This window comes from Halomonas sp. S3-1-1, assembly GCF_023757625.1.
In the GTDB taxonomy this organism is placed as follows: domain Bacteria; phylum Pseudomonadota; class Gammaproteobacteria; order Pseudomonadales; family Halomonadaceae; genus Vreelandella.
Map to the genome: position 1 here is coordinate 332,582 of NZ_JALGBZ010000001.1, position 22,295 is coordinate 354,876.

19 protein-coding genes are annotated in these 22,295 nt (G+C 63.2%); 5 read left to right on the forward strand and 14 right to left on the reverse strand.

The window, feature by feature from the left end; translation table 11 throughout:
• Both hydA and MQW23_RS01680 read right to left on the reverse strand, forming a co-directional pair.
• Window positions 1–1,443 carry a dihydropyrimidinase gene (hydA, locus tag MQW23_RS01675; RefSeq protein WP_252106086.1) on the reverse strand — a complete coding sequence of 481 codons (1,443 nt, stop codon included), beginning with the start codon at window positions 1,441–1,443 and terminating at the stop codon, window positions 1–3.
• 30 nt (window positions 1,444–1,473) lie between these two features.
• Window positions 1,474–2,340, reverse strand: a complete 867-nt coding sequence (locus MQW23_RS01680) for a nitrilase-related carbon-nitrogen hydrolase (RefSeq protein WP_252106087.1) — start codon at window positions 2,338–2,340, stop codon at window positions 1,474–1,476.
• Window positions 2,341–2,948: 608 nt separating this feature from the next.
• On the opposite strand from MQW23_RS01680, the gene MQW23_RS01685 reads away from it, so the two are divergent.
• Window positions 2,949–4,448: an NCS1 family nucleobase:cation symporter-1 gene (locus tag MQW23_RS01685; protein ID WP_252106088.1), complete on the forward strand. Its 1,500-nt coding sequence runs from the start codon at window positions 2,949–2,951 to the stop codon at window positions 4,446–4,448.
• 29 nt (window positions 4,449–4,477) lie between these two features.
• Here MQW23_RS01685 and MQW23_RS01690 read toward each other — a convergent pair whose 3' ends face one another.
• Window positions 4,478–5,419: a LysR family transcriptional regulator gene (locus MQW23_RS01690; protein WP_252106089.1), complete on the reverse strand. Its 942-nt coding sequence runs from the start codon at window positions 5,417–5,419 to the stop codon at window positions 4,478–4,480.
• 176 nt (window positions 5,420–5,595) lie between these two features.
• Here MQW23_RS01690 and MQW23_RS01695 point away from each other — a divergent pair, with 176 nt between their 5' ends.
• Window positions 5,596–8,700 (forward strand): bifunctional diguanylate cyclase/phosphodiesterase, encoded by a 3,105-nt coding sequence (locus MQW23_RS01695; protein ID WP_252106090.1) that lies wholly within the window; start codon window positions 5,596–5,598, stop codon window positions 8,698–8,700.
• On the opposite strand, the gene MQW23_RS01700 is transcribed toward MQW23_RS01695, so the two are convergent.
• From MQW23_RS01700 to mobA, 4 genes are read right to left on the reverse strand one after another with little or no spacing between them, the layout of a single operon-like run.
• On the reverse strand, window positions 8,654–9,664 hold the full coding sequence (locus MQW23_RS01700) for a CobW family GTP-binding protein (protein ID WP_252106725.1): 1,011 nt from the start codon (window positions 9,662–9,664) through the stop codon (window positions 8,654–8,656). The two genes, MQW23_RS01695 and MQW23_RS01700, sit on opposite strands and share 47 nt — an antisense overlap.
• Window positions 9,665–9,673: 9 nt before the next feature.
• Window positions 9,674–10,666 carry a GTP 3',8-cyclase MoaA gene (moaA, locus tag MQW23_RS01705; RefSeq protein ID WP_252106091.1) on the reverse strand — a complete coding sequence of 331 codons (993 nt, stop codon included), beginning with the start codon at window positions 10,664–10,666 and terminating at the stop codon, window positions 9,674–9,676.
• Window positions 10,647–11,942 carry a molybdopterin molybdotransferase MoeA gene (moeA, locus tag MQW23_RS01710; protein ID WP_252106092.1) on the reverse strand — a complete coding sequence of 432 codons (1,296 nt, stop codon included), beginning with the start codon at window positions 11,940–11,942 and terminating at the stop codon, window positions 10,647–10,649. The genes moaA and moeA overlap by 20 nt, the downstream gene beginning before the upstream one ends.
• Window positions 11,939–12,547, reverse strand: coding sequence for a molybdenum cofactor guanylyltransferase MobA (gene mobA / locus MQW23_RS01715; protein ID WP_252106093.1), 609 nt, complete (start codon window positions 12,545–12,547; stop codon window positions 11,939–11,941). The genes moeA and mobA overlap by 4 nt, the downstream gene beginning before the upstream one ends.
• Before the next feature lie 177 nt (window positions 12,548–12,724).
• On the opposite strand from mobA, the gene MQW23_RS01720 reads away from it, so the two are divergent.
• Genes MQW23_RS01720 through MQW23_RS01730 form a run of 3 tightly spaced genes read left to right on the forward strand, consistent with a single transcriptional unit; the run spans window position 12,725 to window position 14,793 of the window.
• Window positions 12,725–13,051: a DUF1244 domain-containing protein gene (locus MQW23_RS01720; RefSeq protein ID WP_252106094.1), complete on the forward strand. Its 327-nt coding sequence runs from the start codon at window positions 12,725–12,727 to the stop codon at window positions 13,049–13,051.
• A gap of 34 nt (window positions 13,052–13,085) precedes the next feature.
• Window positions 13,086–13,595, forward strand: coding sequence for a molybdenum cofactor biosynthesis protein B (gene moaB / locus MQW23_RS01725; RefSeq protein ID WP_252106726.1), 510 nt, complete (start codon window positions 13,086–13,088; stop codon window positions 13,593–13,595).
• Window positions 13,588–14,793, forward strand: a complete 1,206-nt coding sequence (locus tag MQW23_RS01730) for a molybdopterin molybdotransferase MoeA (protein WP_252106095.1) — start codon at window positions 13,588–13,590, stop codon at window positions 14,791–14,793. The genes moaB and MQW23_RS01730 overlap by 8 nt, the downstream gene beginning before the upstream one ends.
• A gap of 14 nt (window positions 14,794–14,807) precedes the next feature.
• Here the strand turns inward: MQW23_RS01730 and MQW23_RS01735 are convergent, their stop codons facing one another.
• The 7 genes from MQW23_RS01735 to cheB are packed head-to-tail and all read right to left on the reverse strand — an operon-like array spanning window position 14,808 to window position 22,287.
• Entirely contained in the window at window positions 14,808–15,188 is a 381-nt protein-coding gene (locus tag MQW23_RS01735) for a hypothetical protein (RefSeq protein WP_252106096.1), read from the reverse strand.
• A gap of 1 nt (window position 15,189) precedes the next feature.
• Entirely contained in the window at window positions 15,190–15,729 is a 540-nt protein-coding gene (locus MQW23_RS01740; RefSeq protein WP_252106097.1) for a chemotaxis protein CheW, read from the reverse strand.
• Window positions 15,701–17,389: a GGDEF domain-containing response regulator gene (locus tag MQW23_RS01745; protein ID WP_252106098.1), complete on the reverse strand. Its 1,689-nt coding sequence runs from the start codon at window positions 17,387–17,389 to the stop codon at window positions 15,701–15,703. Before MQW23_RS01745 ends, MQW23_RS01740 begins: the two co-directional genes overlap by 29 nt.
• Window positions 17,390–17,436: 47 nt before the next feature.
• Window positions 17,437–17,793 (reverse strand): response regulator, encoded by a 357-nt coding sequence (locus MQW23_RS01750; protein WP_252106099.1) that lies wholly within the window; start codon window positions 17,791–17,793, stop codon window positions 17,437–17,439.
• Window positions 17,794–17,817: 24 nt separating this feature from the next.
• Window positions 17,818–19,893: a hybrid sensor histidine kinase/response regulator gene (locus MQW23_RS01755; RefSeq protein ID WP_252106100.1), complete on the reverse strand. Its 2,076-nt coding sequence runs from the start codon at window positions 19,891–19,893 to the stop codon at window positions 17,818–17,820.
• Complete coding sequence (locus MQW23_RS01760) at window positions 19,883–21,247, reverse strand: CheR family methyltransferase (protein WP_252106101.1); 1,365 nt, start codon at window positions 21,245–21,247, stop codon at window positions 19,883–19,885. The genes MQW23_RS01755 and MQW23_RS01760 overlap by 11 nt, the downstream gene beginning before the upstream one ends.
• Window positions 21,244–22,287, reverse strand: coding sequence for a chemotaxis-specific protein-glutamate methyltransferase CheB (gene cheB, locus MQW23_RS01765; protein WP_252106102.1), 1,044 nt, complete (start codon window positions 22,285–22,287; stop codon window positions 21,244–21,246). Before cheB ends, MQW23_RS01760 begins: the two co-directional genes overlap by 4 nt.
• Window positions 22,288–22,295 lie beyond the last annotated feature (8 nt).

A 22,295-nucleotide genomic window follows, 5' to 3' on the forward strand; every position in this document is an offset into this window, starting at 1 on the left:
TCAGCGACTTACCGCCTTGGGGGCGCTTTGCTCGGCGCGCTTTTTGAGCTGCTCGAAGATGCCCGGATAGGCGGGGCGCTCGAGATAGCGTCCGGCGCCGCGCTCGGCGTGCAGCTCCTTGGCGTTGCGCCATACCCACTTGCCCTGGCTGATGGTGTGGCGGGCGATACCGCGCACCGTTTTGCCCTCAAAAATATTGAAGTCGACGTTCTGGTGGTGGGTCTTGGCGGAGATGGTGCGCGTGCCGTTGGGGTCCCAGACGACGATATCGGCGTCGGCACCGACCTGAATCGCCCCCTTGCGTGGGTAGAGGTTGAAGATCTCGGCGGTGTTGGTGGAGGTCAGGGCGACGAACTGCTGCGGCGAGAGCTTGCCGGTGTTCACCCCTTCGTCCCACAGCACGGCCATGCGGTCCTCGACCCCGGCGGTGCCGTTGGGGATCTTGGTGAAGTCCTCACGGCCGTTGGCCTTCTGTTCTTCACAGAAGCAGCAGTGGTCGGTGGCGGTGGTCTGCAGGGTGCCCGCCTGCAGGGCGTGCCAGAGCGCTTCCTGGTGGCCTTTCGGGCGAAAGGGCGGGCTCATCACGTGCGCCGCGGCCGTGGCCCAGTCCGGGTTCTGGTAGACGCTGTCATCGATCATCAGATGGCCGGCGAGCGCCTCGCCGAACACCGCGTGGCCCTGTTGGCGGGCGTAGGCGATCTCGTCCACCGCATCCTTGGTGGATACGTGCACCAGATACACCGGGGCGCCCAGGGTGCTGGCGATACGAATCGCGCGGCTGGCCGCTTCCCCTTCCACCTGGGGTGGGCGCGACAGCGGGTGAGCTTCCGGGCCGGTGATGCCCTGGGCGAGCAGCTTCTGCTGCATGTGGTAGACCAGCTCGCCGTTTTCGGCGTGCACGGTGGGCACCGCGCCCAGCTCCAGGCAGCGTGAAAAGCTCTCCACCAGAATGTCGTCGGTGGCCATGATCGCGCCCTTGTAGGCCATGAAGTGCTTGAAGCTGTTGACGCCGTGCTCGTGTACCAAGGTGCCCATCTCCTCCTTGACGCTGTCGTCCCACCAGGTGATGGCAACGTGAAAGGCGAAGTCGGTGGCGGCTTTCTCGGCCCAGCCCTGCCAGGTCTCGAAGGCCTCCAACAGCGACTGACCCGGGCTCGGGATGACGAAGTCGATGATCGTGGTGGTACCGCCGGCCATCGCCGCGGCGGTGCCGGTGTAGAAGTCTTCGCTGGCCACCGCGCCCATGAAGGGCATCTGCATGTGGGTGTGGGGGTCGATGCCACCGGGCATGACGAGCTGATCCGTGGCGTCGACGATCTCGCAGCCCTCGGGGGTGTCCAGATTCATGCCGATGGCTTCGATCTTGCCATCGACGCAGAGCACGTCGGCGCGGTAGGTGTCGGCGTGGGTGACGACGGTGCCGCCCTTGATGAGTAGGCTCATGGGGTGTCTCCTGCTGTTCCAGTCGCTTGGTTATTCGCCGTCGGTCAGGCGGGTATAGGTCTCGGGGCGGCGGTCGCGGAAGAACTGCCAGTTGTTGCGGGCTTCGCGCACCGCGTCGAGGTCGATTTCGTGCACCAGCAGCTCGTCCTCGGTGGCACTGGCCTGGGCTTCGATCTTGCCGCGCGGGTTGACGATGTAGCTCGAGCCGTAGAAGTCGCCGATGTTCCAGGGCGCCTCGGTGCCGACCCGGTTGATGGCGGCGATGAAGCAGCCGTTGGCGGCGGCGGAGGCGGGCTGTTCAAGCTCCCAGAGATACTGCGAAAGCCCGGCGACGGTGGCGGAGGGGTTGAAGATCACGTCGGCGCCATTGAGCGCCAGCGCCCGCCAGCCTTCAGGGAAGTGACGGTCATAGCAGATATACACGCCGATCTTGCCATAGGCGGTGTCGAACACCGGCCAGTTGGACTGGCCGGGCTTGAAGAAGAACTTCTCCCAGAACCCGGCGACTTGGGGAATGTGGGTCTTGTGGTACTTGCCCAAGTAGCTGCCGTCGGCGTCGAACACCGCCGCGGTGTTGTAGTAGATTCCGGTCTCGGTCTCTTCATACACCGGCACGATGATCACCATGCGGTGCTCGGCGGCGAGCTTCTGCATCATCTGGCAGGTGGGGCCTTCGGGAACCTTTTCGGCCGCGGCGTACCACTTCTCGTCCTGGCTGGGGCAGAAGTACGGCTGGTTGAACACTTCCTGAAAGCAGAGGACTTGCACGCCTTGACTCGCTGCCTGCTCGATCATCGGTAAGTGCGCTTCGTTCATGACGTCACGAATCTGCGCGGGGTCCTGATCGGTACTGGCCTTCAATCCCATCTGGATCAAGCCGATCTTCATCTTTTGCATCTCGAGGCCCTCTCTTTGCTTGCACACACCGTCGCCCTATTGGGCGCGATGACGGTTATCGTTATTGATGATCAAGGCGTGCTGCAAGATTCACTCGCTTGGCAGCGAGGAGTTTTTTGTAGTGGTTGTAAAGCTGTCTATGTTGGCAGCTTTTTTGAGATTAGTGCGAAACGCGGGCGGCTTTCAAGGTTTTTGTGACGTGATTTTAAAGAGCTTCTTAACGCTATGATTTTATTGTTTTTTAGTGATTTATTAATTGCCTTTCGTCACTTTTTTGAGTGCCGGATAACCATGATATTTAGATTTATTTTTAATATAATCAATGATTTATTATTTATGTTGTTTTTTCGTTTTTATTTAAAGAGACTTTTTGGTGCGTTTTTAAGGCTAAGTGCGCTATTTTGGCAATGGCCTTAAAAAGACGATTGTCCAATAACAACAATTCCGAGACTGGTATGAGATTACATGTCGAAAAGGTCAGCTTTAATTCAATAGTTTATGCGCTTTAAACCAGGTGTAGGCATGCTTATTGCTGGGATTAGCGCTGACTCGATTTAAAGCCTGACGCAATAACGATAATCGACAGTGGCTCTGCTGAGGAGAACTCCATGACTGTTACAACATCTCGTATGGTAGATCGAGAGGGGTTGATAGAACTCGAGGTGAACGACGACGTTCGCCAAAGCCCTCGCTTCAACGAGGATATTGCGCCGACCAAAGCAAGCGAACGCACCTGGAGCAAGTGGAACATCGCCGCGCTCTGGGTTGGCATGTCGATCTGTGTTCCCACCTATACGCTGGGCGGCGTGCTAACCGCTTACTTCGGGCTGAGCGTGGGCGAGGCGCTTTTCACCATTCTCATCGCCAACGTCATCCTGCTGCTGCCCCTTACCCTAAACGCCTTTCCCGGCACCAAATTCGGCATTCCCTTTCCTATCGTATTGCGCTCCTGTTTCGGCATTCTGGGCTCGAACGTGCCTTGTTTAGTGCGGGCGCTGGTGGGCTGCGGCTGGTTCGGTATCCAGACCATGTTCGGTGGGCTGGCGATCCATCTGCTGCTGTCGGCGCTGTTTCCCGCCTGGGCGGCGTTGGGCGGCGTTGGTGAAGTGATCGGCTTTTTCGTCTTCGGCGCCATGAACCTCTACGTGGTGATTCGCGGCGCAGAGTCGATCAAGTGGATGGAAACGCTGGCCGCGCCGCTGCTGTTGGCAGTGGGCGTGGGGCTGATGGTCTGGGCCTGGCCGCACATGTCGATGACCGAGCTACTCGCCCAGCCGCCTTCGCGCCCTGAAGGCGCGCCGGTTTACGGCTACTTCTTCGCCGGCTTGACCGCCATGGTGGGATTCTGGGCAACGCTTTCGCTGAACATTCCCGATTTCAGCCGCTTCGCCAAAAGCCAGAAGGATCAGATCGTCGGCCAGATCATGGGGCTTCCGCTCACCATGTTCTTCTTTGCCTCGCTTGGCGTGGTGATGACGGCGGCCTCGGAAACCCTGGTGGGCCAGACCGTGGCGGATCCGGTGCGTCTGATCGGCTTCATCGACAGCCCGTTCTGGGTCATTCTGGCGATGCTGTTGATCATCGTCGCGACGATTTCCACCAACACTGCTTCGAACATCGTCTCGCCCACTAACGACTTTCAAAACATCGCCCCGAAACTGATCAACCAGACCCGTGGGGTGCTGATGACGGGGCTGGTCGGCGTGCTACTGATGGGCTACGACCTGCTGCAAAAGGCGGGAGTGATCGCCCAGGGTGTCTCGCTCGAGCAGATGTATTCGAACTGGCTGCTGGGCTATTCGAGCCTGTTGGGGCCGATCGCGGGGGTCATGGCGGTGGATTATTTTCTGATCAAGAAGCAGTCGCTGGACGTGCCGAGTCTTTACATGGACGGTCACACCTACCCGGCGGTGAACGTCGCCGGCTTCATCGCTTTTGGGGTGCCCGTGGCGCTGACGCTGGTATCGCTGCTAACGGGAACCATGAACTGGTTCTACGACTACGGCTGGTTCACCGGCTCGATCCTGGGAGCGCTCGTTTACTTCGTGGCAAGCACGCTGATGGGGCACGAAAAGTCGCATCGAACGGCCACGGCGGATGTATCTTAAGCGCCATCGTGGCACGACGCTTGCGTGACTCAAGATGGATACGGTTCGGCGACAGTATCAAACCCTCCGCCGGGCCCCGCCCCGCTGACCAGCGCCAAAAACGCATCCACCACGCGATTGGGGCGCCGGTCGCGGCGCGTGATGAGCACAAACGGTATGTGATAGCTTCGCCGCTTGGCATGTAGCGGGCGCATTTTGCCTGCCTCGACCCACTGCGCCGCGACATGCTCGGGCAAAAAGCCGATGTAACGCCCGGTCAGAATGAGAAACGCGGCCCCTTCGCGGTCCGACGCCGAGGCGCGCAGCGTCAGAGCGTCGTGGGCCTGGCGCGCTTTGACCGGCAACGGATAGCGCGGCGCCACCGCCGGCGCTTGGGTGATCTGCGCCCAGGCAGAGGCGGGTGCATCGAAAAGCGGGTGGCCGGCGCCGCAGTAAAGGTAGGAGGGCTCATCGTAGAGCCAGAGCGTTTCAAGGCTGGCGGGCAGGTTGACGTTGGGCACCACGCCGACGTGCAGATGGCCGTCCATGACTTGGCGAATCACCGCGTCGGATGGGTCCATCTGGATATTGACGCTGATATCGTGGCTTTTCGAGGCGAGCTCGCCAAGCGCATCGGTGACGTTCATGGCGGGCAGCGTTACCAGATTGTCGGTGATGCCGATATTGAGCTCGCCCTTGAGCGTGCGGTGCAGTGCGTTTACGCCGCTTTTGAAGGTTTCCAGCGCTGCCAATAGCGTAAGCCCCGCTTCATAAAGCTCCTTCCCCTCTTCTGTGAGGCTGAAACCGCCACGGCCGCGCTGACAAAGCGACAGGCCCACGCGCTTTTCCAAATCGCTCATGTGTTGGCTGATCGCCGAGCGGCTGATGCCCAGCGTCGTTTCTGCGGCGGTAAAACCACCACACTCGACGACGGTATTGAACACACGGATCAAACGAATTTCGTAGTCGCTCATCTGCCCAAGCGATACCATGAGGCTCTCCTGTTCCAGGAAACGATCTTTTCGGGCAGATCGTTTACAATGGCGCCGGTGTCTAAATAACCTATCGTATCGCTTTGGGTCAGGATCACACACCTTGAACGTCAACATACACTTGCCTGGCGCGTTCGAACGCGGTCTGCCGATTTCATGAAGAAGGCATCCACGTAATGTCTCACTCACTGGATAGCGCGCCTTCGGCTGGCCTCGAACCTCCGGGGCCCACCACCACCGGCCGACGCGCCGTGCTTTGTTATGTAGTGGCGCTGATCGTTATGATCGGTGTGTCCAGCGCGATGATGTACCAGCAGTACCGCCAGGAAATCAGCGCCGCCGAAATGCGTATGGAGGCGCGCGCCAGCGTCGTCGCCCAGTGGACCAGCGGTGTGATGGGGCAAAGCGAGCAGGCGCTTTTCAGCCTCTCGGAGCTGGTGTCGTCGTTCGAAAACGACGAGAGCAGTAACCCCGAGGCTCTCAAACAGGCGATCGATAACCTGACTCGCTACGTTACCTCCGTTGACGAAATGGGGGTGCTCGATGCGACCGGGCGTGTGACTCTTGGTAGCGACCAGCGCTACGAAGGACTCTCTTATCGCGATACCGAGTTCTTCGAAGCATTCAAAAACAGTGATCGCGTGCGCGATGTCACCACGCTGCAGCGCTCGCCGGAAAGTGACGAATTCTATCTCTACAGCGCCCGGCGCCGGGACAACCCGCTTGGCGAGTTTGCTGGTATCGTGGTTTCACGTATTCGTCCGCAAGTGTTTGTCGATGCGCTCTCCCGGGTCGGCGTCAGCGAAGGCGAGAGCATCGCGCTCGTCGACACTGACTGTCAGATCATCGCACGCCATTCCCAGCCGCCGCAGCGCGTCTCGATTGGCCAGCGCTTGGAGATGCCCACCACGTGGACGCCGCTCGCCCCTGAAGAGTACTCGCGCACTTTCGTCCTGAGCTCACCCGTCGATCATCGCGAGCGTCTGCTGCATATGGAGCGCGTCGGCGACTACCCTATCTACGCGGTCGTCGGCGTGGACCGGCAGCATCTTTTGAGCGAGTGGCGCGACCGCGTGGCGCTTTTATGCTTCGTGATGGTGTTGATTGCGCTGCTCGGCGCTTGGGGGCTTCGCCACTATCTCAACCGACTGGCGCTGGCGAGGATTTTGCAAACGCGCGTCGAGGAGCGCGAACTCGCCCGGGCGCACGCCCGGGAACGCGACGTGCGCCTCGATGCGCTGGTCAACTCGCTGCAGGATTTGATTTTCGTTTTCGATGAGCAGGGGCGGTTCAACTATGTCCATGCGATCGACCAAAAGCGGCTACTGATCGAGCCGGAGCTCATCCTGGGGCGCCACTTCGCCGATATACTGCCTAAGGATCTGGCCGACGCCTTCCAGATCATTTTCGATCGCGTCAAACGACTGCGCCGAGCAGAGACCTACGAGTATCCGTTGACCCTTGAAGGCCAACTCGGCCATTTTCACGCCACTATCAGCCCGCTGACGGACGTAAGCGGCCAGTTCAGGGGCGTGTTGTCGGTAGTGCGCGACATCACCGAGGACAAGAATCTGCAGGCGGAGCTCGGAATTGCCGCCGCCGCCTTTCAGACCCACCTGGGCATTCTGATCACCGATCGCAAAGGCTACATTCTCAAGACCAACGACACGTTTAAACGCATCACCGGCTACCGCGAAGAGGAGATGGTCGGTAGAACGCCGCGGATGTTCAGCTCGGGCCAGCACGGCGCGGCGTTCTACCGCGAGCTCTGGCAGCGCGTGCATCAAAGCGGCAACTGGGAAGGCGAGATCTGGAACAAGCGTAAAAACGGCGAGCTCTTTCCGCAGTGGATCACCATCAGTGCCACTTACGACGACACCGGCGCGCTTGGCCATTACGTGGCGACCATCAGCGACATCAGCGAGCGCAAGGCCGCCGAGCAGGAGATCCACCAGCTCGCGTTCTACGACCCGCTTACCGGGCTTAGCAATCGGCGCCTGTTCATGGATCGGCTCGAAAACGCCTTGAAAGAGATCAACCGTCATCAGCGTTTTGGGGCGGTCATGCTCTTCGATATCGATAGCTTCAAGGAGGTCAACGATACCCTGGGGTACCACGCAGGGGATCAGCTGTTGCGCGGCGTGTCGCGGCGCCTGTCGCGAATGCTGCGCGATACCGATACCCTGGCCCGACTTGGCGGTGACGAGTTCGCGGTGTTGGTCGAGGGGGTGGACAGTAGCCTCGCGCAAACGCACCAACTGGCCCGCGGCATCGCGAACAAGCTCATGGACACGCTCAGCGAGCCCATCCGCATCAACGACAGCCTGATCACGGTGACCGCCAGCGTCGGGGCGACCATGATGTCAAACGATCAGCAGAACATGGATGACTATCTGCAACAGGCGGACATGGCGCTTTCCCAGGCCAAGGCAAGCGGGCGCCGGACGCTGCGCTTTTTCACCCCGGACATGCAGGCTGAGCTGTTGGCCCGGGTGCGCCTGGAAGCCGATCTACGCCAAGCGGTGATCTTCAAGCATTGGCATATTTTCTACCAGCCTCAGGTCGACGCTGCGGGCACCCTGACAGGGGTCGAGGCGCTGCTGCGCTGGGATCACGCCGAGCGTGGGATTATCTCGCCGGGCGAGTTCATGCCGCTTCTGGAGTCCACGGGGTTGATCAACGAAGTCGGCGAATGGATTCTGGAGCAGGCCTGCTGGCAGCTCATCGAGTGGGCGCGCGAGCCAATGCTTGCCAAGCTTACGATTTCGATCAACCTGAGCCCGCTTCAGTTTCGCGAGCCCAACTTCGTATCCCGAACCGAGAGCGTGTTCGCTCGCACCCAAGCGCCGCTTGAGCGCTTGAAGTTCGAGGTAACCGAGTCGCTGTTCGTTGAGGCGCCGGAGGATGTACGCAATACCATGCTGCGGCTCAAAGCCCACGGCGTGCGCTTTTCGCTCGACGATTTCGGTACCGGCTATTCATCGCTTTCGTATCTGGCCCAATTGCCGCTGGATCAGCTCAAGATCGACCAGTCCTTCGTGCAGCAGGTGCCGGAAAGCTCTGCCAACGCGGCCATCGTGGAAACCACTATTGCGCTGGCGTCGAGCCTGAGTCTTGACGCCATTGCCGAGGGGGTGGAGACCCTTGAGCAGTACGAGTGGCTGTTGGCCCACGGCTGCCACGCCTTCCAAGGGTATCTGTTTGGCCGTCCCATGCCTGTGCCCGCGCTCGAGGCTATTGCGCTGAGCTCGACAGATCGACCAGACGATCCACAAGCGTAAGGTCGCGTTGCGCAAGCGTGTCGGGAAGAATGACCTCCAGGCGCGAGTCCTGACGCCAAGCGCTCGCCTCGACGCTCAACACGCCGTCGGCGCGGTTGAGCCGCTTCCAGCCACTGTCAGTATGAAACACGCCCTTGGCCCGCGCTGCTTTGGGCAGTTCTGATAGCGTGTGGGCGAGCCGGTCGAGATCGAAGCGCTCGTCAGGATGCCAGCGAAGCCCACTGCTGGCGTAGCCCAGTGCCGAGGCGGTTTCGATACGCGGAGAGCCCAGCGGGGGCGGGGCGTCGAAAAATTGGCCCGCAAGCGTGGGGGAGGCAACCAGTGCCCGGTGCGCGTCGGGCATGGCCACACTTGATGCGCCCGCCTGGCCGCCTTGAGTGAGAAGCGACAGCGGTAGCGCCCCGCCCGCGCTGTCGTGGACCCACTTGGGCGCGGGCCAGAGCGCCTCGACGAAGGCTCGGCCACGGGCGTTCTGGGACTCAACCGCTTGGTCGGTCAGGGTGAGCACCACCGCGTCCGCCACGGCGAGCTGGTCGTTGAAAGTCTCGTGCTCGCGCACCCGGGGCTCATCGAGTCTTCGCGGGTCGAGGGTGGCGATGATGTCGCGCACCTCCAGTACGCCCTCAAAAGCTTCGCCGCGCAGCAGATCCAGTAGCCCCGCCGGGTGGCCAAGGCCCGAGGGCTCGATGATCACCCGATCTGGCTTGGCGCGGCGGATCAGGTCGGCCAGCGCTGCCCGCAGCACGAAAGCGAGCTGGCAGCACAGACACCCGCCGGGCAAGCCCTTCACCACCACGTCGTCACGGTGCTCGAACATCGCCTGGTCGATGCCGATTTGGCCGAACTCGTTGACCAGCACGGCCCATGTCTCATCCACAGGCTTTTGCCCGATCAGGCTGTGGATAAGCGTGGTCTTTCCGCTGCCAAGAAAGCCGGTCACCACGTGAGTGGGAATGCGCGTCATCGTCACGTATCAACCGCCGGTCATGTTCATGAAGCGCACTACCTGAACGTCGCCGTCGGTGGTGAAGTGGTGACGCTCGGGCTTGAGCGGAAGCGCATTGATGATCGCGCGCTTGAGCGCGTCCATGTCGCCCGGGTAGCGTCGAAGCACCGCGCGCAGATCCACCGAGTGCTCGTTGCCGAGACACAGCAAAAGCCGCCCTTCGACGGTGACGCGCACCCGGTTACAGCTGTCGCAGAAGTTGTGACTGTGCGGCGATATGAAGCCGATGCGGCTGTCGCTGTCACTCATCTTGAAGTAGCGTGACGGGCCCGGTGTGGTCACCGTGCTCGGCATTAGCGAATAGCGCGCCTCGATCAGCGCCTTGACGTCGTCGCTGGAGTAGAAGGTTTCGGCGCGGGAGTGATCCGACACGTCCCCCAGCGGCATCTCCTCGATGAAACTGATATCGAGGCCTTCCCGGCGGGCGAAGTCGACCAAATCCAACACCTCGTCGTCGTTGCGCCCTTTGAGGATTACCGCGTTGAGTTTGATGCGCTCGAAACCGACCTCTTTGGCGGCGCGAATGCCATCGATCACCTTGTCCAGATCGCCCGTGCGGGTCAGCGCCTTGAAGCGCTCGCGGTCGAGCGAGTCGAGGCTTACGTTGAGCCGCTTGAGCCCGCCGTCGAAAAGTCGTTGGGCGTGCTTTCTCAGACTCGCGCCGTTGGTGGTCATGGTGAAGTCACTGAGCCCGGGCAAGGCACCGATCTCGTCGACCAGCTCGCCAATGTTACCGCGCACCAGCGGTTCGCCGCCGGTGAGACGAATCTTCTCGACACCGAGCTCGGTGAAGGCCCGCGCCACGGTGGCGATCTCTTCGAGGGTGAGCACCTGCGCACGTGGGAGAAAGGTCATCTCCTCGCTCATGCAGTACACGCAGCGAAAGTCGCAGCGGTCAGTGACTGAGATACGTACGTAGTTGACTCGGCGGCCAACGCTGTCAATCAGTTGCTCGGTCATGGCCATCTCTCGAAGCGGTGAATGGGGGCAGTGTAGTCGATGACGGCGCGCGAAGCGGCTGGATCGCGACGACCTCGCCGGCGGCGGCGACATCGCGCTCCTCACTAAGCTCGATCAGACAGTTGGCCGCCACCATCGAGGTTAACATACCCGAGCCCTGGGCCTTGAGCGCCCGTACTCGAAGACCGCCCTGTTCATCGCTTTGGTACACTCCACGAAGCAGATCGAGCCGCCCTTTGCGCCCTTCAATCGGCGAGTCGAGCACCGCCGTCAGGCGCGCGGGCGCGGCGGCGGGCTGGCCTTCCAGACGCGCCAGCAGCGGCGCGACGAACTGGTGAAACGTCACCATCGCCGCCACCGGGTTGCCGGGCAGCCCGACGAAGGGCGTTCGGCGCGCGCCAAGCGTGCCGCAGGCCAAAGGCTTTCCCGGTCGCAGCGCCACCCGCCAGAAGCCGAGCGTGCCCAGCCGCTCGAGCGCGGTGCGGGTGAAATCCTTCGTACCTATTGAGACCCCGCCGCTGGTGAGCACCAAATCGCTCTGTTCGGCGGTTTGGTAAAGCGCAGAGGCGATCGCTTCCGGGTCGTCCGGCAGAATGCCAAGATCAATCACGCGCGCACCGTGCTCCTGCAAAAGCCCCTTCAGCGCGAAACGGTTGGCATCATAAATACCCGCCGGCGAGAGCGCCTCGCCGGGCTCGGTGACTTCGTTGCCGGTGGAAAAAAGCGCCACCCTCGGGCGTTTGACCACGCGCACCGTGGCTTGCCCCAGTGAGGCAATCAGCCCAAGGGCGGCGGGAACCAGGCGCGCGCCCGCCGCCAGCACTAGAGCGCCGGCGGCCAGCTCCTCGCCGGCCAGACGAACGTTTTGTCCCTTCACCACGCGCTCGGGGGCTTTGAGCGTCACGGCGCCGTCGCGCTCATCAAGCTCTTCGCTGGCGATGACCGTGTCGGTGCCTGGCGGCAGCGGCGCGCCGGTGGTGATGCGCACGCACTCGAGTTCAGCGAGCGCGCCGTCAAAGTGCTGGCCGGCGAAGGCGCTGCCGGCCAACTGCCAGCGCGCGGTAAGCGCCTCGCGCCAGCCAAGCGCGACGCCGTCCAGCGCCGCGTTGGTATAGCGGGGTACGTCCGTGGGGGCAGTGATCGACTCATTCAGCCGGCGGCCGAGCGCCTGGTCGAGCCGGACCTCCTCGGTGCCCATCGGTCGGGCGGCGAGTGCGGCAAGTGCCTGACGCGCCTGGTCGACGCTCAGCGGCGCGTCGCTTCGATCCGGCGTCATGGCCGCTCCCGTCGGGCGTCCGCGCGGCCAAGCTCCAAACGCTTAAGCTCCGCTTCGCTGTTGAGGTTGACGAACGCCTCTTTCGCGTCCGAGAAATCCACACGCTTAGCCGCGTGGCGCTCGAACCAGCGGCCGAGCTTGCGCTCGCCGCTGGCCAGAAAGGCGCCGAGATCGTCGGCGAGCGCGGTGGCGATCAGCGCCACCGTTGGATGATCGCGCTCGCCGTCGAAGGCGATCGACGCCTGGCCGCCGTCGAGCCCATCGGCCAGTCGTTCGACCAGTGTGGCGGGCAGAAGCGGCGTGTCGCAGGGCACCACGACGAGCCACGGCGTCTTCGCCGCCAGTAGGCCGCTGTAGATGCCCATCAGCGGGCCGGAAAAGCCGGGCCTGGCATCCTCGATCACGCGCGGACCCAAAAGCGCATAGGCGTCCTGATTGCGGTTGGCGCTGACGAGGATTTCGCTCACGCGCCCCTCCAGGCGCTTCAAGGCGTGGGCGAATAGCGGCAGGCCTTCGAAGGGCTCCAAACCCTTGTCGCGCCCGCCCATGCGGCGACCTTCGCCGCCGGCCAAAATCAGTCCGGTCAGTTGCTGTGACGCGATCATGAAAGTGCCCTGCGCGTAGTGAGTGAAGCCGACGACGAACCCCAAAAAGCGTGGCCTTCGATTGTAGGCCCCGCTTGGTCGCAACGTGTTTAGAGTGTGCCATATTCGCAGTGGCGAAAACGTTTTTAAAGCGACTCTTTTGCTATGCTGAGCACCATTCAACCCCGGAGAGCTTTCATGCACGCCTTCAACGATCTGGACCAGACGACCCAAACCGAACTCGAAGCCGCCGCCTTTCGCCGGTTGCTGAACCATCTGGACGCCAACAAGGACGTTCAAAACATCGACCTGATGATTTTGGCGGACTTTTGCCGCAACTGCCTTTCGAAATGGCTAGTCAGCGCTGCCGAAGAGCGCGGCGAACGCCTCGACTACGAGGCCGCCCGCCAGCACGTCTACGGCATGCCTTACAGCGAGTGGAAAGAGCACCACCAGGCAAAGGCCACGCCAGAGCAGCTCGCCGCGCTCGAAGCGCGCCAGGCGAAAAAGAGCCACGAGGAGTAGCGCTTTGGAAACGCAAAACAGCGCTCCAGAGGCAATGGAGGCACTGAACATCGCGGTGCTGACCGTCTCCGATACCCGCACCGAGGAGAGCGACCGCTCCGGGGCGCTTCTGGTCGAGCGGCTGGAGGGTGACGGCCACCGGCTGGTGGAAAAGCGCATCGTGGCCGACGACATGTACCGTATCCGCGCGGTGGTGGCCGAGTGGATCGCAAGTCCTGAGGTGCAGGTGGTGATCACAACCGGCGGCACCGGCTTTACCGGGCGCGACTCCACGCCGGAGGCGGTATCCGTACTGTTCGATAAAGCCATCGAAGGCTTCGGCGAGCGCTTTCGCCAGCTTAGCGGCGACGAAATCGGCAGCTCCACCATCCAGAGCCGTTGCCTTGGGGGGCTGGCCAACGCCACCGTGATCTTCTGCCTGCCAGGCTCTACGGGTGCGTGTCGCACCGGCTGGGATTGCCTTCTGGCCGAGCAGCTCGACAGCCGCCACAAGCCTTGCAACTTCGCTAATCTGGTGATCCCCGGCCGGGGGCAGCATGGCTGAGCTCGCTCCGATCGAACAAGCCCTCGAGGCGCTTCTGAGTGACGTGAGCCCGCTTGGCGCCGAGGACGTAGCGCTCGATGACGCCGCCGAGCGCGTGCTGGCCGCCGCCGTCACCGCCGCGCTCGACGTGCCCGCCCGCGATAACAGCGCCATGGACGGCTACGCCCTACGCGCCGCGGACGCCGGCGGCTGGCTGCCGGTGTCCCAGCGCATCGCCGCGGGCCACCCGGCCGCGCCGCTTGCGCCCGGCACCTGCGCAAGCATCTTCACCGGCGGCGAGCTGCCCGAAGGTGCCGATTGCGTGGTAATGCAGGAGGAGGTCGAACTCGACGGCGAGCGGGCGAACATTCCCGCCGGTATCGCGGTAGGCAACAGCGTACGCCGCCGCGCCCGGGACGTCGCCCAAGGCGAGGTACTGCTCGAGGCAGGCACGCGCTTGAACGCTGCCGCGCTTGGCCACCTGGCGGGGCAGGGCATCGCTCGGGTGAGCGTGCGCCGCCGCCCGCGGGTGGCGCTTTTGTCCACCGGTGACGAGGTCATCGAGCCCGGCACGCCGCTCGCGCCCGGCCAGCTCTACAACAGCAACCGGCCGATGCTCAAGCGGCTGCTGGAGAGCTTCGGCGCCGAGGTCGTGCATGTCGAAAGCGTGCCGGACAGCTTCGATGAGACCCGCGCCTGCCTGACCCGGGTAGCCCAAGGCGCCGATGTGGTCATCACCACCGGCGGGGTGAGTGTGGGTGAGGAGGATCACGTAAAAAAGGCGCTGGAGGCGCTGGGCCAGCTCGATCTTTGGCGTCTGGCCATTCGCCCGGGCAAGCCGCTGGCGCTGGGGCGATTGCCCCGGGGTGATGGAAGCGTAGCGCGCTTTGTCGGGCTGCCGGGCAACCCGGTGTCGGGCTTTGTCGGCGCGTGGCTGTTTCTGCGCCCGCTCATGGGGGCGCTTCTGGGCTGCCCGGCGCTCGCCACGCTTGCCCGGCTGCCGGCGGTGGCGCGCTTTTCGACCGCCACCGGCCCGCGCCAGCACTATATGCGCGTAAGGCTTTTCTTCATCCCCGGCGGCATCGAAGCGGACGCCTTCGAGGACCAGGACTCCTCGGTGCTCTCTTCCTGCGTGGCTGCCGACGCGCTCGCCGTCATCGATCCGCACGCAAGGGTTGAGGCGGGCGATGCCATTACCTGCCTGTGGCTTCAACCTTGATCGGTCTGAATGAGTTAGTCGGGGCTGGGCGGCGCGAAGGGTGAGAGCCTGTCGGCCTCGAGTAGCCAAAGCGCGACGCGGTGGTCATCGAGTGCGACGCCGCAAAGCGCCGGGAGGGTGCTGCGCGCCAGTACCAGCGGCGGCAGCGGATGTAGCGTACCGGCCGGCCACTCGATGAGTTCGACGCGGCCCTCCACGCCGAGCTGCCAGGCGCCTTCGCGATCATTGAGTGTCAGCCAGCGCTTGGGCGCGTGGTGTCCAGAGGCGCCGAGCAGGGTCGCGGCGACCATGTGGCGCTCGGTGTCGATCTCAAGGCGCTGTCGCTCGACGCGGCTGGCCTCGAGTGCGTAGCGGTAGGGGCCAGCGTCGAACGCCACCAGCGCGACTCGTTTCACGTTAGCCCTGACCGGCCTGAAAGGCGGTGAGCAGCGCGTCGGCATCGAGGACGACGATCGCTTCGCTGGCGCTCTGGTGAATGAGCGCGTCGACGAAGGGCTTGAGCGCCGTGTCCAGCGTCTCTGGCGGCGCTTTCAATGCGCTGAGCGCGACGTCGCAGACATCGTCGAGCTGATCGATGCGCACGCCGGTGCGCAGGCCGGCGGCTTCGACGAGCAGCACCCGCCCGACCCCGTCGCTAGGTGTAAGCCCCAAAAGCGCATGAAGCGCGATGACGGATTCGATATGCCCGCGCAGATGAATGACGCCCTCCACACTGCGGGCCACGCCCGGTACGAAGTAGACCGGCGCCTCGCCGCTTAAAATCTCCCGAACGTGGGCGCCGTCGAACGCGAAGCGCTGCCCGGCCAGGCGAAACAGCACGAGCTGGCGGGTCGGCTCCTCTAGGGCCGTCGGCGAAGCATCTACTCGGTTGTCTTCCAGCGCACGGGAAAGGCTCGCGTGTTCGGCGTCACGGCTCGGTGGTGTCGGCGTGGTCACGATCCGTCTCCTGGCTGATGGCGACCCGGTTGCGCCCCTGGTCCTTGGCCTGGTAAAGCGCGCGGTCGGCGCTGACTCGCAGGGCCTCGGTCGAGGGCTGATCGGGGAAAACGCTGATGCCGGCGCTAAAGGTGCAGCTAAAGCGCGCGCTGCCAGCGTAGAACTCGACCCGTTCGAAATCCTCGCGCAGCGAGTCGATAAGGCGAGCGGCACCTTCGGCAGAGACGTCTCTGAGCAGCACGACGAACTCTTCACCGCCGTAGCGGCCGATGATGTCGGACACCCGCAGGCGAGTCTTGAGCATACGTGCCAGCGTAATGATGACCTGGTCGCCGGCCAGGTGGCCGTAGGTGTCGTTGATCTCCTTGAAATGATCGATGTCGATCATCGCCATGGCGTGCTGGCCGTCGTCACGGTAGGCCTGAACCAGGGTACGGCTGATCAGGTCGGTGGTGGTACTGTGATTGTAAAGACCGGTCATGCTGTCCTGGGTCATCAGCGTGCGCAAATGGCGCAGACGCTCAGCGCGTAGTCGCACCGCCGAGACCAGCTCCTCCGGGATGACCGGTTTGGTGATGAAGCCTTCGGCCCCAGCGGCCATGGCGGTGAACTGCTTTTGGCTGTTGGTTTCGCCGGACAGGTAGATGATCGGCAGTCCCACGTACTCCGGCTGCTGACGAACGATGAGGGCGAGCTCTTCCCCGGAGCAAACAGGCATGTACATGTCCACCAGCATCAAGTCCGGGTTGAAGCGTTCGAGCGCCTCGAACGCCTGCGCCGGGTGGTGGGCCTGCTGGGTGATCATGCCCGCGCGCTCGAGTAACGCGGCGTGGTAGGCGGCCGCTTCGGGGTCATCGTCCACCACCAGCACGCGCAGCGGCTCATCGTCCGGCGGCGAGGTCAGCCCGTCCAGCACCAGCATCAAATCCAACGGCTTGACCGGTTTGGTGAAGTAGCCGCTGCATCCGGCCCGAGCGGCGCTCAGCCGGGAATCGAAATCGCCAAAGGCGGAAAGGACGATCGCCGGTAGCCGCTCGCCGGTGAGCTTGTTTAGGCTGGTCAGCGTTTCGGTGCCGGCGGTTTTGCCTTGGGGAAAGTGGACATCCATGATGATGGCGTCCGGCCGGCGTGTCAGTACGGCGTTGAAGAAGGCTTGCGGTTCGTCGAAGTGGACGACGTCGTGACCGAAACAGCGCAGATGATGCACCAGTTGGCTGAGCGAGTCTGGCTCGTCGTCACACAGATAGATTAACCGTCGACGGTACTCGCCCTGACGCGGCGCAGCGATGAAATCGACGACGTTGAACGCGGGGGGCGGCGCTTTGCCGGCTTGGCGCTGCAACTGTGCCCGCTCCTGAGTGAGCCGCATCAGTAACCGCTCGATGGTGCGATCGATCTCTTCGGGCGGCGACGTCGTGAGCATCTCCTCGCCCTGGTGGGCGAGGGCGGCGATCCGTTCGAAGCCTAGCGAGCGTCCAGTGCCTTTCAGGCTATGGAAAAAGCGGTGAAGCTCCGGCGCCAGCCGTGCCCGGGTATCGAGGCAGCTTTGGCTCTGCTGCCATTGGGAAAGGGTGTGCTCCAGCCGCGTGGAGAGCTGCTCGATAAAGCGTTGACGCAGCTCGTCGAGCTTGTCGTGCAGCGTCATGGCAGGAGAGGTCATGAGAATACCTGTAACGTTAGCGACCCGCGGCGGGCGGTGACACGGGACTATCCACTCAGGGCCTGATCGACGGCCTCGCCGAGCGTGAACGCCAGATCCGCCCGCTTTTGCAGGCACGCTCTAAGCCCTGGCGTATTGCCTGGCATGGGGCCCGCATCGTCACCGGTCAGCAAAATGAACGGCAGCGTCACCCCTTGCTCGCAAAGCATCGTGTAAAGCTCCAGGCCGCTCACCAGCGGCATGTTGAGATCGCTGATGATCAAGGCGATTTCCGGTTCGGCCTCTAGCGAGAGCACCGCCTCCATGGCGTTGTGCGCAATGATCGGCACGTGCTGGCGCGAGGCGACAATCGCGGCCGTCAGCTCAGCGGATAAGGCGTCGTCATCGACCACCAGTATACGCATGTTTATCCTCCTGAACGGGAGCCATCAGCCTAACAGGGCCTTTAGGGTATCCACCAGGTGGTTCTGGTCGAAGCTGCCCTTGACGATATAGGCGTCGGCGCCGACGGCCATGCCGCGCTGACGGTCCGCCTCCTTCTCCCGCGAGGTGACGATCACGATCGGCACCTGACGGTAGCGCTCTTGATCGCGCAGCCGGGCCGTTAGTGTGAAGCCATCCATCACCGGCATCTCCACATCCGTGAGTACCGCGTCGAAGGGCTCGGCCAAGGCCTTGTCGAGCCCGTCCTGGCCGTTCTCTGCCAGTATAACGTGGTAGCCCCAGGCTTCGAGTACGTCCTTTTCGATTTCGCGCGTGTTGAGCGAGTCATCGACGATGAGAATGCGAGGCGCGCTCGGGCGTGCAGCGTTCACTACTGGCGCCCGGCCAGCTCCCTTTGTGACGCACGACAACAGAGCGGGCACGTGCAGCAGGCTAACCAGAGCGTTTCCGCCGGCGCTCGCCATGCCCGATACCAGCGGTATCTCACCCAGATGCTCGGGCAGCGGCTTGATGACCATGTCGCGCTCGTCGAGCACCGTATCGATGGTCAGCGCAAGCTTTTGCGTGCCCTGGCAGACGATCATCAAAAGCAGCCGCTCGCCCGACGGCGTCTCGTCGAGTTCCAGCAGCGTGGCCAGTGACACCACGGGAATGAATTCGTCGTTGTGCACCAGGGTGCGCTGGCCCGCCGTATCGATCAACTGCTCGAGGCGAACCTCGGTCAGGCTGCTCACGTAAGGCGCGGTCACCCCCAGGGTCTGCCCGCCCACGCGAAAGAGCAACACGCGCACCAGCGCGAGTGAAAACGGCAGGCGCAGGGTAAAGGTGCAGCCCAGGCCCTGGCGCTGCTCCAAGCGAAGATCGCCGCTGAGCTCGTCCACCACCGTGCGCCGGACGACGTCCATGCCCACCCCGCGCCCGGACATATCGGTGATCATCGAGCGCGTGGAAAAACCGGGGTTGAAGATCAACTCGAGCAGCTGTTGCTCGCTGGCAAGCGTGAGCTGTTCAGCGCTTGCCAGCCCCTTGGCAAGAGCCTGCTGGCGTACCGCATTGAGGTCGATGCCTGCGCCGTCGTCGCCAAGTTCGATCACGACGCCGCTGCCGTCCTGCCACGCCTTGAGCGTCACCCGCCCCTGGGGCGGCTTGCCCGCCCGGCGGCGTGCCTCGGGCGATTCCAGCCCGTGGTCGAGGGCATTGCGCAAAAGATGAATCAGCGGCTCGGAGAGGCGGTCGATCATCTGACGGTCGAGCTCGATGTCACTGCCCGACAGCGTGCAAGTCGCTTCTTTGCCAAGCGTTTGCGCAAGTTCGCGGGTCATTCTAGCGAGAGGGTCGAACACCACTGCCAGTGGCAGCATGCGCAGCTTGAGCGCGCGGTCGTGAAGCTCGCTCATTAGACTGTCCTGGCCTTGGGTGCTCTGCTTGAAGGCGCGATGAAATGTCGTTAGCGGGCGCTGATGTTCGGCCGGCAGGGAAGCACCAAGCGTACGGGCGCGCTCCACCAGCGCATGTTGCTCGTGATGGTTCGATAGCACCTCGCCCATCAGACGAATCAGATCGTCCAGTTGCTCCATGCGCACGCGCACGGTATCGCTCAAGCGAAGCCGGGTGGGTAGCGCCTGAGCGTTAGGTATCGGCTCGGTCGCAGGCATCGAAATGGGCGCGCCGGGGCTGGCGGCGGTAGTTAGTGCCTGATGAAGCGCCGCGTCTGGGGTAGGAAGTGATTCCGGCGGGTGTCCCTCGGCCAGCAGGTCGATCTGGGTATCGAGCAGGTCAGCGGCTTGTTCCAGCAGCGCCAGGGCATCGGCGTCTGGGGCGCGCGTGCCGTCACGCAGCGCACTCAAAAGCTCCTCCAGCGCGTGGGTCAGCGCACTGATGGCCTCTAAGCGGAGCATGCGCGACGATCCCTTCAGCGTATGTACCGCGCGAAACATCGCGTTGATCTCGCCAGCCTCGGCGCCCTGGGCGAGCGCGGTAATGCCCTCGCGCAGGCGCGGCTGGTGATCGCGCGCCTCTTCGACGAAGCGCTGGATAAAGCGGGTGATGTCAATCGCCACGGCGCGCGCTCCTGACGACCTCGTCGAGATGGGACCTGGCTAAAAAGCACGCGTCGCCCGGCGCCAGCGGCGAGCGAATGTCGGCGAGCCCGCCTCTGGAGGCCGGGCTCGCCGACAGCAGGCGCAGCGTGGCCTCGTAACCACGGCGAGGCTGGCCAGGTGAGTGTGAAAGCTCGCCGGCACGAAAAAGCTCTGCTTGGTAAAAATGCGCCGGCCAACACTGCGGCGCCACGTAGAGCGCGCGCTTGAAGTACGCCTGAGCCTTGGCGGGTTTTTGCTGCCAGCGAGCCACCAGCCCGGCCAGTAGCAGCGCATCGACGTTCCAGGGGTGCTCGTCGAGTAGCGCGTCCAAAAGCACCTGCGCTTGGTCGAAGCGATTGTGATCCAAGTGCGCGTGGGCCTGGTGCAGTTGCTGCGCAAGCGCCACCTCGGGCGTTGCGCTCGGCGCTGGGGACGACACATCGGCTTTCGTCGGTGCCCGCGCGCTCGACACGTTATCGCACCTGACAGGCTGCGGCCGCGGCTCGGAAGGTCGTGGGGCCGTCGCGAGGGGGGCGATTGGCTGATCGGCGTGGTGAAAATAAAACACGCCGTCTCGTTCATTGAGCGCGAGCACCCCCAGGTCGTTGCCGAGGGTTTCGGCGACGCCGCACAGCAAAATGCCGCCGGGGGTCAGACGCTCGCCGAGTCGGCGCTGGATGACGGCGCGGGTTGGCTCGTCGAAGTAGATGGAGACGTTGCGAAACAGGATGACATCGAAGGTGTCGCTTTCATCGGCATCGAGCACGTTGAGCACGCGAAAATCGATCCACTCCTTGAACGAGGCATCGATCTCGTAGTGGCCGTTCGAGAAAGTGAAATAGCGCGCCTTGAGCGTTTCAGGCAGGGCGCGAAACGCCATGCCCCTGTAGCACCCGCACCGTGCGCGGGCCAGTGCCTGCTGATCGACGTCGCCTGCCGTGATGTGAAAGAGCGTGCGCGCACGATCGCCGAAACGCTCGGTCAGCAACATGGCCAGGCTATAGGGCTCTTCGCCGGAAGAGCAGCCTGCGCTCAAGATCCGCAAGGGAGGTGCCTTGTCGCCGAGGCGCGCCGGTAGGTAGCGCTCGGCCAGCCAGCCAAGCGCCTTGGGTTCGCGGTAGAAGTAGGTCTCGTTGACGGTCAGCCGACTGATGAAATCGTCGAACAGTGCCGAATTCTGACGCAGCCGTTCGACGAGGGCAGCAGGCTGCGTCTCGCCAGTGGCGTCTCGAAGGGCTTTGACCGCTTGTACCAATCGCGCCTCGTGTAAGCCCTCGAGGTGAAGGCCGTAACGTTCGTGGACCAGCCGCTTGAACGGTGCGTAGGCGCTCATGAGTGTGATGAACCGAAGTGAAAGCTGCCTTGGGTGGTGGCAATGAGAAGTTCGGGCAACTCGTCGAGCGAGGCCACGCGTTGAACGGCACCGGCGTTGATGGCCTGGCGGTTCATGCCGTAGATTACCGAGCTTGCCTCGTCCTGGGCGAGCGTCATGCCGCCCGCCGCGCAGATTGCTCGCATCCCCTGAACGCCATCACTGCCCATACCGGTCAAGATAACACCGATGGCTTTTCTGCCATAGACCGCCGCCGCGCTGGTCAACAGCGCATCGCAGCTTGGGTGATATAGCGCCCCAATGGGACTTTCGACGAGACGAAAGTGGTGATCGAACGTGATCTCGAGATCGCTCTCCGACGGCGCCAGATAGACCGTTGCGGGCGTCAGCGCCTCGCCGTGGCTGGCCACCCGCACCGGCAAGCGGCAAAGCGAGTCGAGCCACTGGGCCATTCCTTCGATGAAACCATGGCTCATGTGCTGGGCGATGACCACGGGCAGCGCGAAGTTGCTGGGCAGCCGGCTCAAAAGCCGCGCCAGCGCCTGAGGGCCGCCGGTGGAGCAGGCGATGGCCACCACGTGGGCGAGCGAGCGGTGCGTGGGCGGAGCCGCCAATGTCTGGTAGGTCTTGAGCGCGCGTGGACGCAGGCGAGTGATCACCGCGACCCCGGCCAGCAGCCTGACCCGCTCTAAAAGCGAGGAGCTTTCGGTGTCGTCCAGGGCCGGTTTGGGCATCACCTCGAGCGCGCCGAGAGCGAGTGCCTGGCCTGCGATGGCCGCCTCGAAGCGGTCGCTGACCACCAGAATCGGTAGCGCCCGGGTGTGCATGATCTCCTCGATCGCCGCGAGCCCCTCCATGACTGGCATCGAGAGATCCATGGTAATGAGCTGCGGAGCGAGGGTGCGGGCAAGCGCGACGGCTTCATGCCCGTTACGCGCTTCGCCTACGATCTGAATGTCCCCCTCGCGCGTGAGAAGATGGCGAAGCACGTCCCGCGCCACGGGGCTATCGTCGGCGATCAAAACGCGTATAACGCTCATGGCGCGGG